This window comes from bacterium (assembly GCA_013360195.1).
Taxonomy (GTDB): Bacteria; Electryoneota; RPQS01; order RPQS01; family RPQS01; genus JABWCQ01.
Genome location: JABWCQ010000004.1, coordinates 19,086 through 34,644 on the forward strand (window position 1 = coordinate 19,086; position 15,559 = coordinate 34,644).

A 15,559-nucleotide genomic window follows, 5' to 3' on the forward strand; every position below is an offset into this window, starting at 1 on the left:
AAGCGGTCAACCGGCTATCAAGATACGAAAGTTTTGGCAGAAAAGCTAAGGTTCGGGCTCAGATTTCTCGACGGAGGCGCTTCACCGGAATGCTGAGCTGTTCACGATATTTTTGAACGGTTCGGCGAGCAATTGGGAAACCTTCTTCGGCCAACATTTCAGCGATGGCTTGATCACTCAGCGGGTCACCTTTATCCTCGGCATCGATGATTTCCTGCAGGCGGGACTTAATGACCTTCGTGGAGATTTCTTCACCGTCGGAGGTTTCCATCCGTTCGCTGAAGAAGTACTTGAGTTCGAAAACGCCCCATTCCGTTTGCACGTACTTACCGTTCGTAACGCGGGAGATTGTGGAGATGTCCATCCCGATGTCTTCTGCGATATCCTGCAGAATCATCGGTTTCAAGTGCTCGCGGCCTTTCATGAAGAAATCCTTTTGACGCTCCACAATCGCCCTCATTGTCCGCAGAATCGTGGCACGGCGCTGATGAATTGCATTGATAAACCAGCGCGCGCTTTCAAGTTTGCGTGTGACGAACTCCTTGACCTTCTTGTCCGTGTTTCCGGACAGGAACATTTCCTTGTAGGCGGTGTTGACGTGAAAGTTGGGAGTATTTCCGTCATTCAGGAAGACGGCGAACTCACCCTCGTCATTAACTCGTGCCACAACGAGATCAGGAACAATGTAGTTCTGTTTTTCATCAAAGTAACCTTCACCGGGCTTTGGATTCAGCCGGCGAATATCCTCGTAGGCGGACTTGACTTCATCCAAAGATACGGCGAGCTTGCGCGCGACAATTTCGAAACGTTTATTCATGAAATCGTCATACGTTTCGGTCAGCATGCGAATGGCTGTGCGGAACTTGTGCGGGTCGTCTTTCTGCCGCAATTGAATCAACAGGCATTCGCGGAGGTCGCGGGCTGCAATCCCGGGCGGGTCGAGTTCCTGAACGATGTGAAGAACTTTTACGGCCAGCGGCACGTCCACATTCAGTTCGCGAGCGATTTCTTCGACGGGATAGCTTAAGAAGCCATCGCGATTAACAGAGCCGATGATGTATTGCCCGACCCTGTACTCTTCGTCGGACAGTCTTTGCAACCTAAGCTGGTCTTCCAGATATTCTGCAAGCGATTGGACGAAGGGGCGCGGCAATTCGCCAAGTTCTTCGCCGGTACCGGTGAATCGAGAGGCCTTATAAAAGGACTGGTCTTCATCGTTGAGGAAACTGTCCCAATCCACATCCTCTTCCGTACGGGATTCGCGACTATCGAGTTCATCCCTTTCGCTTCGGACGGGCGGCTCATATCCGCTGTCTTCGTTGTCATCGAGCGCAGCGGCGGAGGAGTCCGTTTCGACTTCGGACACAGATTTGTCTACAACCGCTTCATCTTCGGCCACCTCTTCGAGGAACGGATTCTCCTGCAGCTCAGCACGGACGCGGAGTTCGAGCTCGAGCATGGGGAGTTGAATAAGTTCACTCCGCAGGATTTGCTGCGGCTGAAGATATTGCTGAAGATCGGGTTTAAGGACTTGTCTTAATTCCATCGGATACCCTCATGGTCCAGTCGGTGGGGAGGCTTAGGCGGCGGGAACAGGATTGGGTGGGGAATCCGGTCGCCTAAGTCATGGCAGATACATCGGAAAAAGCAAAGTATGTGCCATCGAGAAAATCCACCAAAAGTCATGGTTTCGAAGCGGGACGTTTAAGAAACGAACCTCATTCAACCTAAAATAAACAAATACTTAAGAAGGGGCGAACAAACCCTGACACAGGCGAAGTGTGAATCGGAATGTATTGCGCCTGCCCCATGCGGCAAAGCAGGTTCTATAACATTCATCAGAGCCGGAAAGAATCGCCGAGGTAGATGCGGCGTGCTTCCTCGCTGCTGGCGAGAAATTCCGCGGTACCTTCCATGAGGAGCCTGCCGCTGTAAATCAAGTATGCCCGGTCAGTTATCGCAAGAGTTTCCCGGACGTTATGGTCGGTTATTAACACGCCTATGCCACGATCTTTTAATGATCGAACAATAGTTTGAATGTCGGCAACGGCAATCGGGTCAATTCCGGCGAATGGTTCATCGAGCAGCATGAATTTCGGCCGGGTGACAAGAGACCGAGCGATCTCAACGCGACGGCGTTCTCCGCCGGAAAGTTGAAATCCCTTGTTGTTTACAACGTGCTCGAGTCGGAACTCAGCTATCAGCTCATCCGCACGAAGTTTGCGTTCTGCCCGGGAAATGGGAAGCAACTCAAGGATTGCCATCAAATTCTGGCGCACAGTCAGTTTTCTGAAGACTGACGGTTCTTGCGAGAGGTAGCCCATGCCGAGCCTCGCCCGCTTATACATCGGCCAATGAGTGACTTCTGCATTTCCGAGATACACATGACCGGACTTTGGCCGGATCATGCCGGTCATCATGTAGAAAGAAGTCGTCTTGCCGGCTCCGTTCGGACCGAGCAACCCCACGATTTCCCCAGTATTCACATACACGGAGACGCCGTCCACGACCTTTCGTTTGCCATAGAATTTCACGAGTTCCTGACCACGCAGCGTCGTGGAGAATTCCGGAGCCGTAAGGGACACAGCCGATGCGTGTGAATCTACTAAATCATTCACTCCGCTGTCTCACGTTTACGATTTACGAACCAGAAACCTGCGCCCACCAGGAGCAGCACGATAAAGTGAGATATCGTGGCGAGGTTTGCGCCGAGCGCTTCGCGGCTGCCAAGATACTCGAACTTCACATTGTGTTTTCCCGCAGGCAGATATACGCCGCGCGAGAATCCGTTGACAAGATAGATTTCCGCAATTTGCCCGTCCACCGTCGCTTGCCACTCTGGCTTGTAATAGGCATCCGCGAGCACCAAAAGTCCGGGTTCGTTGTTTTCAGTCGCAATTTCGACCCGATGGGCCTCATGCAGAGTTACGCGAGCTGCCGCCAACGAATCGGCACCAATTCTGCCGGGCAAGTCGGTGTTGAGCACAGCGACTTGTGTGAACGGAAAGCCGGGTCTGCGCATGGTTTCAAAAGCATTAGTTCTGTCCTTGATAACCAGCACGGAGTCGATGAAATAGGCGCGGTCTTTGACGTTCGGGACGCGGTAAGCGGCCATCCTTGCTGAACCATCTTCATAAGCCTTCGCATATCCGAGTTCAGGGGGCAATAAGCCCTCAGTGATGATATAGCGACAATTCAAGGAAGCAAGGAGCTCGTTGTTCAGCGGGAAATTCTTATTGGTTCCGTTGTAAAACAGATTGTCCGCCATGTCCTGCCAACTTCTCATTTTCGCGCCATGGTATCCGCCAAGCGATTCGACTCCCCACGCCGCCCAGCGATTATCCTGATTCAGCCGACCGACGGGGAATACTCTGAACACGCCATCTTCAGCCTGTAGTGCAGTGACGACGCGATTGGGCTGAAGGGAGGTCAACTGCTGGCCCTTGGGCTGCGGAGTGAAGAAGTTCTGATTGAAGACACCAAGGTCAATGACCGTCAGCAGCAGCAGGCAGCCAATCAGCAAATTGCGCGACAATTTTTTCATCATGAACATCAGAATCGCGCCGAAGGCAACTACCAGCAGAAACAAACGCACGGTCAGGTCTTTGGCGAACATTGAAGCGCGTTCATTCACAAGCTGAGTGATCTGTCCGGGCTGATACCGCTGTGCTTCACCTTCCTTCGTCAAACTTGCAAGACTCTTCGCAAGACCGTCACCACCGACCAGCGCAATCACCAGCAGAACTCCGCAGGCAATTACGGCATAACGAACGGCCTTCTGCCACTTCGCGTTGTCCTGATTCTCCTCGAGTTTGCGAAACCCGAAAGCAGCGAGGATTGCAGCCGCGATGATAACGAGCAGCAGGATGAGCGACGGAGTTCTGAATTTGTCGAAGAAAGGAACGTAGTTGAAAAAGATACTGTAGAAGCTTTGAAAGTGCTTGCCGAATGAAAGCAAAATCGAGAAGACAGACAGGCTCAGCAGTCCCCACACGAGCCGGGACTTCCTGCCAATCAGAGCAAAGACCGCCAGCAGCAGCGGAACAATTCCGAAGTAGAAGCTGGACGAGGTAAACAGCATGTCACCCCAATAGGTCGGTGACTTCAAACCGTACCACGAGGGGAAGATGAGTGTAATGAGCTCAGCCGGTGCCATACTCCACGAGGTAGCGTCCTCGATTGTATAGCCCTTGCTTCCGGCAGCACCGATGGCCGGACCCATACCGCGAATAGAGGAGTCAACATACTCGAACAACGGCACGTACCAAAGCGCTCCGACGCATGCTGCCAATGCAACCGCCACTCCCAATTGACCTCCGGCAGTGAGGACTCTCGCCATTCCGCCTTCCCGCAGTTCGTGGATGGCCCACGTGATGAACAGAATGCCGACGGACAGTCCGGTATAGAATAGTACCTGAGTGTGTCCGCCGTGCTGAATCTGCCATCCAAAAACCATCGCAAAAAGAGCAAGGTCAAGCAGCCTTCGTTTTTCGAAGACCTGCCAGCCCAGAAACAGCAGGATTGGAATGTAGATAAAAGTCGCGAGCTTGCCGCCGTGCGAAGCGGTCACAAGCGATATGAAGTATGGGTTCCATGCAAGGACTAATCCGCACAGGACAGCAAGCACAACTCCGAATCCAAGGCGGCGAACAACATAGTAAACGAACAGGCCGGCGTATAATAAGAGAGCGACAAGCCATTTCTCTCCCCGGGTCGGACCAGAGTAGTCGCCCAGGAGCAGCACGTAGTTAGTGAACATGTCCGCCCAGTAGCGCGGATTGACCCATCTATAGGCCAGCGAATATGCACCGCCCACGTATTCATAATTCGAGTAGGCTCCGGCCGCGAACGAAGGGAAACCGCCGTACAATTCCGGGCACCAGAGCGGGTATTGACCTTTCTCTGCTTCGCGAATCGCAAAGGTATTGAGAGCGACAGATGCTTCGGTATCGTCTCCCGCCGAAAAAACCTTGTTGCCGATAACGACCTGGTTGAACAACACGACAACAAGCAGGTAGATTGCCAACACTCCAAGAACGTCTGGCAGCCACGTGGGTAATTGTTTTGCGTTGGGGTTGACTGCTTGTACGGGCTTTGCCGGTTTAGCGCTCACAATTGGACTCCGGTCACGGTTTGCTTGCCGCGGGTGACGCGACAAGAGATTCGGGGGTGTATTTCCCTTGCGTTCCGCCTTCCACTCGAATTTTCGAAATGCGGCGGTTTTCGAAAGTAATGAGAAGCTTGTCGCCGCTGGTCACATTCAGACCTTGGGCATCTTGTTTGTCGCGCACAAAATACGTGGCGGTTGCATTTTCTTCGACAAGCGCACGCGACAGCATGCTGTTGTCAATCCAAAGAGTCATTTGTTTACCCGTCAGAACTTGTCGAGGTGCCCCGGGTAGAGAATCAGAAGGACTTGACGCGATAGCGCTTCCTTGTACTTCAACCATTTCCAACTCTTCCTCTTTGAAGTGAAGTCGCATCGTATCCCCGTAGATACTGTCCGCTCCGGAAAGTGCAAGCGGACTTCCGGACAGTTCAGCAAACATGGAGTCGGGATAGAACTCGAGCAGTTGACCGAAAGCTGTCAAGCTGTCACGCAGAATAATGACATTTCCGCGAGTTGTGGCAAGCGCACGTGATTCACTGTAAGAGATCGTGTCACCTGCAATTTCGGTATCGATGAAGCCGGTGCTATCCATACGGGTCAGGACAGGGTCACGCGACACCCACGCAGAGCGGTCACGATGGTCAAAGAATCCGATTCCTCCGGTGATCTTCAACCCGCGCGAATCGTATTTCACACGGACATTGTCATAGAGATATCCAATTCCCAGCCGTTCCCGGTACAGAGCCCGGTCACAGTAGATGGAAATCGTGTCCTGATATATCCGAACATCGCCGATAGCCTCGACTTCTTCCGTCCAGTCATTGTAGATGACTTCCCGGGCGAACATGATTCGCTTGCCGTCTTGAAACTCCACATTTTGGCGGAAGATGAGCCGCCCCGAGTCGGGATAGTACAGCGCTTGTTCGCACGTGATGTTCAGGCTGTCCTTTACAATCAGAACATCACCAATCAATTCCTGAATCGTTTGACCCTGCTCCTGCAGATAACGGAGGGTGTTTGCCCGCCGCAGCTCAACCGCGCCGCGGGGAGACTGTGCAATCGCACATGCGACAAGGAAAGCGAGTATCAGGAAAAGCCGAGTCACGGAACGAGAGAATCATTTATCTGTACAGTATCAGGCGGAGCCGCAGGTGACGACTTGGATGGCCGGTCACGCAGAGTTACACCGGAAGGATCAAGTACTGTCCAATTCCGAAGGTTCTTGTCAGCTCGAAACCCCGTACCATATATTGTATCGGTGGGCGTCGAGATTTTGACAGGTCCGTCGGCGAATATCAGCCCCTGTGCATGGTCATACCGGAGCACATCTGTCTCAAGCCGTTCTCCGCTGTCCGAAACTGCAACAACGTGCCCGAAGGCATTGAGATTGCGGGATGTTTCCGATGCAGTCCCCGAATCCGCCCAAATGCGCGTTCGTTGATTACCTTGCTCATCAAAAAAATCTGCGACAATGCCGCTATCGAGAATAATGAGATTCTGCTTTTCGAATTGCAGTACCCGTCCTGCGTCAATCAAGGTAGCGAGCCGGTCTTCTGTATAGAACGAAATGCGCGCACCAAAGAGTTCCTGCTCCGGATAAACCTCTTCTGCGGGAGTTTGCGGTGGCGGCGAAGGGGTGGAGCACCCGAAACAAAGAATCAGCGCGGTCCAGGCAAACAGCACCCGGAGAATCATCTTCCGATACCGGATTTAAGCAGGTCGTGCATGTGAACGATACCCACCAGTTTGCCGCTCTCTTCAACAACAGGAAGCACCATGATATTGAATTGTTCCATGATATTCACTGCTCTGCTGACCAACAAGTCCGGTGAAACGGTTTTTGGGTTGCGCGTTGCCACTTCACCAATCTTTACACGCGACAAGTCAACATTTCGTTCAAGCGACCGCCGCAGATCACCGTCGGTGAAAATCCCAAGCAGATTGCCTTGGTCGTCAACTACACAAACGGCGCCAAGTCTTTGCCTGGTCATGCACATGATTGAAGTCTTGAGGTCGTCCTTGCTGTTTACAATCGGCATCTCGTTTTCAGCATGCATGACATCCTGAATTGTGAGCGAGAGCCGTCTTCCCAGCGCACCGCCCGGGTGCAGGAACTTGAAGTCCTCGGCTTGAAATCCCTTCGCTTTCAGCAAAGCGACAGCCAAAGCGTCACCCAATGCCAATGCAGCGGTCGTGGAAGCAGTCGGCGCGAGGTTCATCGGGCAGCCTTCCTCCGACACGGAAGCATCGAGAACAACATCGCACTTTTCTGCCATTCCGCTGTTGACGTTTCCCAGCAGTCCGATAATGGGAATACCAAGGATTTTCAAGTAAGGCAGTACAGCCCATAATTCATCCGTCTCGCCACTCTTGGAAATAACAATGGCAGCATCCTCCTTCGTTACCATACCAAGGTCGCCGTGGACCGCTTCGGAAGGATGAAGGAAACTAGACGGGGTGCCTGTGGAGGCAAGAGTCGCGGAAATCTTTCTGCCAATATGCCCGCTCTTGCCCACTCCGGTTACAACGACATGTCCGCGGACATTCAAAAGAAGTCTGATGGCCTTCTCGAAGTCCCCGTTGATACGGTTTATCAGCCCGGTAACGGCTGCAGCCTCAACTTCGAGCAAGTGCCGTGCTGCCTCAAGTGAAGCGGGAACGTTTTGCTGTGGGCTCATTTAGGCTCGGCCTCAAAGCTATTGACGAATTCTTGCCACTTGCCGTTGGCGATTAGCCAGTAGTCGCAGAACTCGCGCACACAACCACTCCCACCTCGGGTGTTCAGGACGATGTCAACTCCTGACAGCACAGCAGGATGTGCATCCATCGGTGCTACTGAAAGGCCGACTTTGGCCATTGCCGGCACATCCACCAGATCATCGCCAATAAACGCCGTCTCTTCTGGCCTCAATCCGCGAGCATGAATAACTTGTTCGGCGATCGGCCACTTTGCCAGATGTCCCAAATGAAGCTCATCAAACCGCAGCGAGCGCAGCCTCTCTTCGGTTGCCTTTGATTTGCGGCCGGATATGGCACAAGTCGACAAGCCCATCTTTGACATACGTCCGAGAATTAGCCCATCACGAGTGGAAAAGCCCTTAGATTCACTAAGTTCATCACTTAAATAAATAGTCCCATTGGTAAGGACACCGTCCACGTCCACTATCAATAGCCGGATTTTCCTGAGCCGGACAGCTATTTCAGCTGGCAGCTCAGGCTGGAAAGACAAGACGGCTGACTTCAAGCGATTGTTCAAGAATATTTACGTTTGGGGTATAATTTTTGCTGTTATGGTGAAAGATAGGGCAATTTGCGAGAATTGTCAACTCTTTTTCGCACTCCACGCCACCTTCCGGTCAGTTTCTCCCTTTCCAAATGACCGTCCAAACAGTTGAATTTGTTAGGCGTTTGCCGTACCTTTCTACGTTGACTCCACCTCAATCGATTATTCATGACCCTGCGTATCTCTGAGACCGAACGGACGCTGTGGACAGGCTCCGAACTTCAGGAATGGGCTAAGAGCAGATTGACTCTTCCCACGCCATCGCTATCTCGCAGTGCCGTACCAATGGTGAAGAGTTTGTCCGATATTCCGGGCGGCCCTTACACTGTTCGGATTTCAGGCAGCCATTCTTGGTATGGCCACCCAGGGCTTAAGACCCGACTTGCCCAGCTTTACGACGCTTCACCCGATGAGGTGCTTGTGGCACAAGGAGCGAGCCAGGCGAATTTTCTAATCGCTGGAGCGCTCCTGCAGGAAGGTGGTACAGCCATCATCGAGTCGCCCGTCTACGAACCGGTTTTTCGTGGCATTGAAATGCTGGCGGAAAGGGTCCTGCGCCTCCCCAGGAGAATCGAGAATGGCTTCCTTCCCGATCCGGACGAACTGCGCCGACTTGTCACCTCTGATACGAAACTGGTTTGGCTTACCAATTTGCAGAATCCTACACAGGTCGAACTTGAGCCGGATTTGCTTCGCAGGTTGATTGAAGTTTGCAGCGACGTCGGGGCCTATCTGATTATTGATGAGGTGTACCTGAATTTTACGAAGCCGGATTTCCGTTCACACGGGTTCACTTACGGCGCGATTTCGGTCAACAGTCTGGACAAGACATGGGGGTTGGATCAGCTTCGGGTGGGTTGGGCGATCTGTCCTTCGGACATTGCCAGTAGGGCCTACAAATTCAATAATTTGATGGGAGTAGTCCAGCCGTACGTGACGGAAGACTTAGCTGATCAAATTCTGAGGAACGAAGCAGCACTCGCGTGGTTCAAGATGAGGATGCAGACGGCATGCGGACAGATGGCGTTGCTGACAGGATTTCTGAAGTCAACACCGGAGTTAAAGATGGTGCCACCGAGCGGGGGTGTGAATGCGTGCCTGAAGTTACCGGAAAGGACAAATGACCGTGCTTTTGTCGAGACGCTGTTCACAGCGAAGCGAGTATCGGTTTTTCCCTGTTCACTCTTTGAAATGCCGGGCTATATCCGCGTCAGTGTGGGCAATGATCCGGTCGAAGTAAAACAGCATCTGGCGAAATTGGGCGAGCTTGTTCGCGAACTTGCGTGAAGAGTGCACTAAAAACTCTCCTGATATTAACTGTTTCCGGGCAGTTGCATGCCACGTCACTGGAACATCCGGCGGCACGGGATGTCATTGTGAAGTTCTATGAAGTCCCGGAACGACTTGACGCAATCGAGCTTGCTGCTGCCGATGACGTCGAAAGAATTGTGCGGACATTTCCGGTCACCACTCGTCAGACCGGATTGTCAAAAATCGTAACGATAACTGCAAAGAGCCGCGGCGGTGCCGAAAATATCCTCCGGAGTCTTGAAGTTGATTCCCGGGTTGAATGGGCGGAACTGCGAGCGATCAGATATGCAGACCGACTGGAGTCCGTGCAGGAACGGGAAGGCAGGCTGGATTCACCGCCCAATGATCCGTTCTTCTCGCAGCAGTGGTGGATGAATCAGATTGAAGCGCCCTCGGCATGGCACGTGGTCTCAGCGGACTCCACTGCACTCATCGCAATCGTAGACGACGGAGTATATTTCGGTTTGCCCGACCTGCAAGCTGCTCGCTGGAACAATCTGGCTGAACTGAATGGGATTTCCGGACTAGACGATGACGGCAACGGGTTCACGGATGATTTTCACGGGTATGATTTTTTGCAGTTTGACGGTGACCCGACCCCAGATCCTCTGGATGGATATAATTCGCATGGGACGCATGTTGCGGGCATTGCCGTCGCGACGCGGAACGACCGGATTGGCATTGCGGGCGTTGCCTCAGGGGCAAAAGTAATCGGAGTTCGAGTTGGTCAAGGGGGGACAATTCCATATGGCTTTGAGGGAGTTTACTATGCGTGCGTGGCAGGTGCGAGGGTAATAAACTGCTCTTGGGGAGGCGGCACGGAATCAGCGCTTGAGCGCGAAGTGGTGAGTTATGTTCGATCGCAGGGGTGCGTTGTTGTTTGCTCCGCAGGGAACAACGGGAATTCTCTGCCGCGCTATCCGGCTGCGATCGAAGGAGTTCTAAGTGTAGCGGCAACCACGGAAGCGAATACGGCGGCAGCCTTTACAAACTATGGACCATGGATCAAGATTGCAGCTCCCGGAGTTCACATCGTCTCGACGGTGGTGGATGGCACATACGGGGCATGGCAGGGGACAAGCATGTCGGCGCCAATCGTCTCAGCGGTTTGCGCACTGGTATTGCAACAGAATCCGGATTGGACCTCTGATCAGATTGTAACCGCGGTTTGCAACAGCGCAGACCCGATTGGTACCGTCAACGACTCGTTGGCAGGAAATCTTGGCTTGGGGCGCGTAAATGCGTTTCGTGCTGTCTCAACTGTTGAAGAGTCGCGCGGAGTTCGTCTGTCAGGGGTCAGGTTTCATGAAACAATAGGGGACGGTGATAATCGGATTGAAGCCGGCGAGCAAGCATTTCTTGACGTGGAAGTTGCCAATGAACACGGGGAACTTTGGGGACTAACCGGCACTGCAACCAGCCAATGGGATTCTATTCAAGTTTGGCCCACGGAACTAATTTATCCCGGAGTGGTTGACCAAGGCTTTTGGTGGTCTGATTTCGCTGAGCCCCGCATAAGAATGCCGGACGTTATCGAGCGTGGCGCGATACTGCCTCTTCAACTGGAGTGGCGTGCCGGAAACCATGTAGTTGGCCGCGCCACGACGACGATCTTTCTCGATACGACATTCGCCGAAATCGAAACCGAGGATCTGAGATTTGCATTGGGTGAACAGGGTGCACTGGGATACTTCGATTATGTGCGGTCAATTCCCGTTGGCCCAGGCTTAGCGTTGAAAAACGAGTTGAGTAACGCGCTGTTCCATGGATCCGTTTTTGTTGCGGCGGACGGGAAGGTCATTGACAACTATCGCGGGGACTCCACGGGTAAGAGGTTTGACTGGAGCGCCCTTCCGGACGTCTACGCGGCGCAGAGTGAGACTCCAATCGCTCCAACAGCGATTCACAGCCGTTTTGATGACCGCAGAGTACCCGAAGATGAAAGACTTGGAGCTGAGGTGTCCGCGACCGTATTGTCTTGGCCCGATGTTCCGCGTGGATACGCCATTGAATTGCTCGTCGTCAATAGAAGCACGCGGGAATGGCATCAAGGTGTATGCGGACTAATGATGGATTGGGACCTTGGTCCGGCGAGCAGGAATAGCGGTGAGTTTCTGGCAGATGGCGGAGTCCTTTGTGTCCGCAGCGATATTCCATCGCTGCCTCACGTTGGTATGGCCGGCATAACCGAATCGCTGACAACCGCCTACGAAATTGGAAATCGCGAGGAGTTTCAAATGGGTGGTATGACACAAAGTCGAGCCTTTGCGAGCTCTCCCCGCGACTTGAGCCATATTGCCGGAATCGCAATGCCATCACTTTTGCCCGGGGATAGTGTGCTTAAGCGATTCGCGATTTTGGTTGGGGAAACGCCGGCTGAACTTACAACGATTCTTGAGTCTATTCGACAGAAACTCGGATTCCATTGGCATGGCAAGGAACCGGCTTTGGACAAGGTGCTGGCAAAAAAACCAACGGTGACTCCAAACCCGGTTCGCAAAGGACAGAAAATCGAAATCTCCCAGCTTGAGCGTGGTACGGCTGCCTTTCAGCTTTATAACATTCTTGGGCAGGAAATTGCCCGTTACACTATGATTGTAGGTGATAACGGCCGATTTGTATTGCCAGAGCTTCCACCAGCTGCATCCGGACTCTTGTTCTATCGGCTTGACCACTCGGGCGGTCAATTCTCCGGAAAGCTCCTACTTCTTCCCTGACCCGGCACGCGGGTTGCATGAATTACTAGTTTATGATTCCTAAGAGTATGAAAATACGAATCGGCTGCCTTATTGCAGGGCTGTTCATGACGGTACTAGCTGGAACAAGTCAGGCTCAATTTGTCATCAATGGCTTTGGCTTGTCAGGCAGTGCAACGGTACTGGATACGTCGGTCGCGCCCGGAGATCTCGTGCATGTTATACTGACAGTTTCCGTTCCGGAAGGATGGCAGATCAACGGTGTCGGCTTGGACGGTCGGCCGCGATTTGAACTCTCGGGGATTTTCTATTCGGAGGATGAGCCGGCAGGATTTCCTGAGGCCATCGAATCCATGGAAATCGACTCGATGGGGTTTACGGTAGATGATTCTCAAAATCCACAGGTAGTTACGTTCCTTGCACGAGTCCCCGATCCGTTGGGATTGAACTTGCGTTCGATGCAAATGAATGCCGTTGTTTTTGGAACGGACGATCTGGGCGGACTGCAATACTCTGCTGAAGTCGTCAGTTTTCTTGCCGTCGATGAGATTCCGCCCGTACTGAATCCTGTTGATATCCGGCACAAGCCGTGGCTGCATTTGGATCGTCCATCGGCAAATCGTCCGGTCTTTCATTCGCCAGATTCAAACTCAACGGTCGGCCGCAGCTTTCTTGTGCAATACGACCAGCCGATGGATGCGCGCGCGAATTCACTCATTCTGGAACTGCGAGAAGTACCTGAGTTTGGCGGGTTGATAGTCCACCGGCTATTTCTTAGTGACACTCTGCAAGGCGAAGCGAAGACCGTACAGGTCAACAGTCTGAATCTCACCCAATCTGGCGGCGTTGACTCTACGACCGGACCGGCGTCGTTGAATCATCTTTCCAGACTTTTCTTGCGCATGTACTACCGTGTGTCGGGAGGACTGGGCGAGCAATCGGACACCGCGTATGTGGATAATCTGACAGTGGATCTGCAGACATCGGCGCCAACACTGACGGAACCGAGGGTGGGATCCGAGTCACCGGCTCCGGATATTCGCGTGATATACAGACTTCCGGAAATGGCGGACTCCGTTCAACTCATTTTTGAAGTTGATACGTCAAGCACGGTGAATGACGTGTTCAGCCCTCATGTCCTGACTCTGACACCGGAGCATAATGGCAGCGGGGAACACTATTTAATTCTGGACGGGACGAACATCGGCACAGGTGGACCTAATGTACTGCACAACAGCAACGGACTGGAAGACGCACTTGTCAGCCAGGCGATCTACAACGTCACGTTGACATACGGTGACCAGTATGGTAACCCTGCCGTGTCTGTAATGAACTCCGGCTACATTTGGCCGGAGGACTTAACCACCGTCCCGCCTCGCGTGATAGCGCCGATTACAGGACAGGTGGATAACAACTCGTTCTGGGTTCAATTCGAACTTCCGGAGCGCCCGTTGATGGGAAGTGTGTACATCGAGTTCACCGGTGTGCCGACATATCCGGGTTCGCCACACATCATTCACCTCGGAAACCTTGCATCCGGCGGCGTAACCGGCCTGTTCTTGAATTCACAGGCCTTGCATCTTAGCGGCGCACCAGTGACCAGCGTCGAAGGCGGCACAAGTTTCGTGCACAGTTCGCTGTATCTCTTGCGTGTTGGCTACCAGGATCATTACGGCAATGATGAAGCGGTTTCGACTGGACGCCTGGTCTCTTACGATGGTGCGACCGAGATTCCTCAGATTCATTCTCCTGCACAAGGTGACTCATTTGCGTTTGCCGGAACGGAAATCGTTTATACTCAGCCTGAGCATGCTTCACCGGGCTCTTTGAAATTGATACTTGAGCAGACGGGCGGGCCGGAAGTGGACGTCCTGTCGCCTCACGTATTGTATTTGTCGGACGCTGATTCCGGGGAGTTGAAGACAGTACTGATTCATCCGGCGTTTCTTGCGCCGGGAGAAGGCATAGACTCGGTTGACAACGCTGGTTCACTTGTCGCGCGCGGAGTATATAAAGTGAGCGTTGTCTATCGCGATATTCTGCTGAATGAAGAAGCATCGGCTTTTGTTCGCGACGTGTACTTTCCGAGCGGTTCGTCCGTCACGATTCACGGCGGGGTGCTGAACACAGAGGTTTTCCCCGGCATTGAGAATGTTCCTTTGATGTATTTTGCGTTGAGCTCATCCGGCGAGAGCGCACTTCGCGGATTGACTCTGGGTGTCGAGGGTGGACTTGAAAGCACGGATATTTTCCCGAACGGCATGATTCTTTGGTCAAGCGTGGATTCATTGCTGCAGCCGGAGCTTGACGAACCATTGGATTCGCTGGATTTTTGGTTCAGCGGCAGTATGACTTGGGACTCCATCAGTCACGCGATTGACGAGACCGATCGGCACGTAATTATCAGCGGTTCCTTCCGGCCTGGTGCCAATTCCGCGAATCAGATAAACCTTGTCCTCCTGAGCGGTGAAGATGTGGATTGCGGAGGAGACCCGGTTTCGTGCTTCGACTGTCCAATTGGCGTACCCGATATCGCTCTGCCAGTGCTGATTTCGCGCATGTATGTCGAGCAGGACACAACTTTCAGCGCGCTGGTCATCAACTGGATTGCGGAAGCAGAGTATGATGTACTCGGATTTCGTTTGTGGAGGTCGGATGATTCCGGCGGAGTCGCGCAGGTTGTCGCATCATACGCGACGAGTGGCGAGCTGTATGGCCGAGGCAATGCAGCCACCGGAAAACGTTACCGGTACGTTGACCGCGGCCTGTTGGGTGGAGCTACTTATACTTACACTTTGGAAGTTGTGAGTAACGATGGAGTGACAGCTCACGATGTTGGTCTCAGCGCTTCCGGTACGCCGGCGTCGCCGCCGTCGAGCTTCAAACTTGGTAATATCTATCCTAACCCGTTCAATCAGGAAGCCACAATTGAGTTCGTGGTTCCTTATACGGAAACGACGGAGCTGACGATATACAATGTCCTTGGGCAGCCGGTACGCACGTTGATAAATGCCCAACTGTCTCCGTCTGTTTACAGGGCACATTGGAACGGACAAAGCGACGATGGACTATCCCTGCCTTCGGGAGTTTATATTGTCCGACTCAAAGCCGCAGGCCGGTTTGATAGTGCACGCAAGCTGCTCCTAATTCGCTGACACG

10 protein-coding genes are annotated in these 15,559 nt (G+C 52.9%); 3 read left to right on the forward strand and 7 right to left on the reverse strand.

Translation table 11 applies throughout. The annotated features are described in order from the left end of the window. Positions 1-58: 58 nt before the first annotated feature. From rpoN to HUU59_04445, 7 genes are all read right to left on the reverse strand, one after another. Positions 59-1,546 carry an RNA polymerase factor sigma-54 gene (gene rpoN / locus HUU59_04415; protein ID NUO18672.1) on the reverse strand — a complete coding sequence of 496 codons (1,488 nt, stop codon included), beginning with the start codon at positions 1,544-1,546 and terminating at the stop codon, positions 59-61. Positions 1,547-1,838: 292 nt separating this feature from the next. Further along, positions 1,839-2,618, reverse strand: coding sequence for an LPS export ABC transporter ATP-binding protein (gene lptB / locus HUU59_04420; protein NUO18673.1), 780 nt, complete (start codon positions 2,616-2,618; stop codon positions 1,839-1,841). After that, positions 2,615-5,113 carry a hypothetical protein gene (locus tag HUU59_04425; protein ID NUO18674.1) on the reverse strand — a complete coding sequence of 833 codons (2,499 nt, stop codon included), beginning with the start codon at positions 5,111-5,113 and terminating at the stop codon, positions 2,615-2,617. Before HUU59_04425 ends, lptB begins: the two co-directional genes overlap by 4 nt. A 13-nt stretch (positions 5,114-5,126) precedes the next feature. Next, on the reverse strand, positions 5,127-6,215 hold the full coding sequence (locus tag HUU59_04430; GenBank protein NUO18675.1) for a hypothetical protein: 1,089 nt from the start codon (positions 6,213-6,215) through the stop codon (positions 5,127-5,129). Beyond that, positions 6,212-6,805 (reverse strand): LPS export ABC transporter periplasmic protein LptC, encoded by a 594-nt coding sequence (gene lptC / locus HUU59_04435; GenBank protein ID NUO18676.1) that lies wholly within the window; start codon positions 6,803-6,805, stop codon positions 6,212-6,214. The genes HUU59_04430 and lptC overlap by 4 nt, the downstream gene beginning before the upstream one ends. Then, on the reverse strand, positions 6,802-7,788 hold the full coding sequence (locus HUU59_04440) for a KpsF/GutQ family sugar-phosphate isomerase (GenBank protein ID NUO18677.1): 987 nt from the start codon (positions 7,786-7,788) through the stop codon (positions 6,802-6,804). The genes lptC and HUU59_04440 overlap by 4 nt, the downstream gene beginning before the upstream one ends. Then, positions 7,785-8,366 (reverse strand): HAD hydrolase family protein, encoded by a 582-nt coding sequence (locus HUU59_04445; protein ID NUO18678.1) that lies wholly within the window; start codon positions 8,364-8,366, stop codon positions 7,785-7,787. Before HUU59_04445 ends, HUU59_04440 begins: the two co-directional genes overlap by 4 nt. Positions 8,367-8,561: 195 nt before the next feature. On the opposite strand from HUU59_04445, the gene HUU59_04450 reads away from it, so the two are divergent. From HUU59_04450 to HUU59_04460, 3 genes are all read left to right on the forward strand, one after another. Beyond that, positions 8,562-9,680 carry an aminotransferase class I/II-fold pyridoxal phosphate-dependent enzyme gene (locus HUU59_04450; protein ID NUO18679.1) on the forward strand — a complete coding sequence of 373 codons (1,119 nt, stop codon included), beginning with the start codon at positions 8,562-8,564 and terminating at the stop codon, positions 9,678-9,680. Next, entirely contained in the window at positions 9,677-12,421 is a 2,745-nt protein-coding gene (locus HUU59_04455) for a S8 family serine peptidase (protein NUO18680.1), read from the forward strand. The genes HUU59_04450 and HUU59_04455 overlap by 4 nt, the downstream gene beginning before the upstream one ends. 86 nt (positions 12,422-12,507) lie before the next feature. Next, positions 12,508-15,555, forward strand: coding sequence for a T9SS type A sorting domain-containing protein (locus tag HUU59_04460; GenBank protein ID NUO18681.1), 3,048 nt, complete (start codon positions 12,508-12,510; stop codon positions 15,553-15,555). Positions 15,556-15,559 lie beyond the last annotated feature (4 nt).

Excerpts from the sequence above, each read along its gene's own strand:
- rpoN (NUO18672.1), bottom strand. The coding sequence starts at position 1,546 with ATGGAATTAAGACAAGTCCTTAAACCCGATCTTCAGCAATATCTTCAG.
- lptC (NUO18676.1), bottom strand. The coding sequence starts at position 6,805 with ATGATTCTCCGGGTGCTGTTTGCCTGGACCGCGCTGATTCTTTGTTTC.
- HUU59_04440 (NUO18677.1), bottom strand. The coding sequence starts at position 7,788 with ATGAGCCCACAGCAAAACGTTCCCGCTTCACTTGAGGCAGCACGGCAC.
- HUU59_04450 (NUO18679.1), top strand. The coding sequence starts at position 8,562 with ATGACCCTGCGTATCTCTGAGACCGAACGGACGCTGTGGACAGGCTCC.
- HUU59_04460 (NUO18681.1), top strand. The coding sequence starts at position 12,508 with ATGACGGTACTAGCTGGAACAAGTCAGGCTCAATTTGTCATCAATGGC.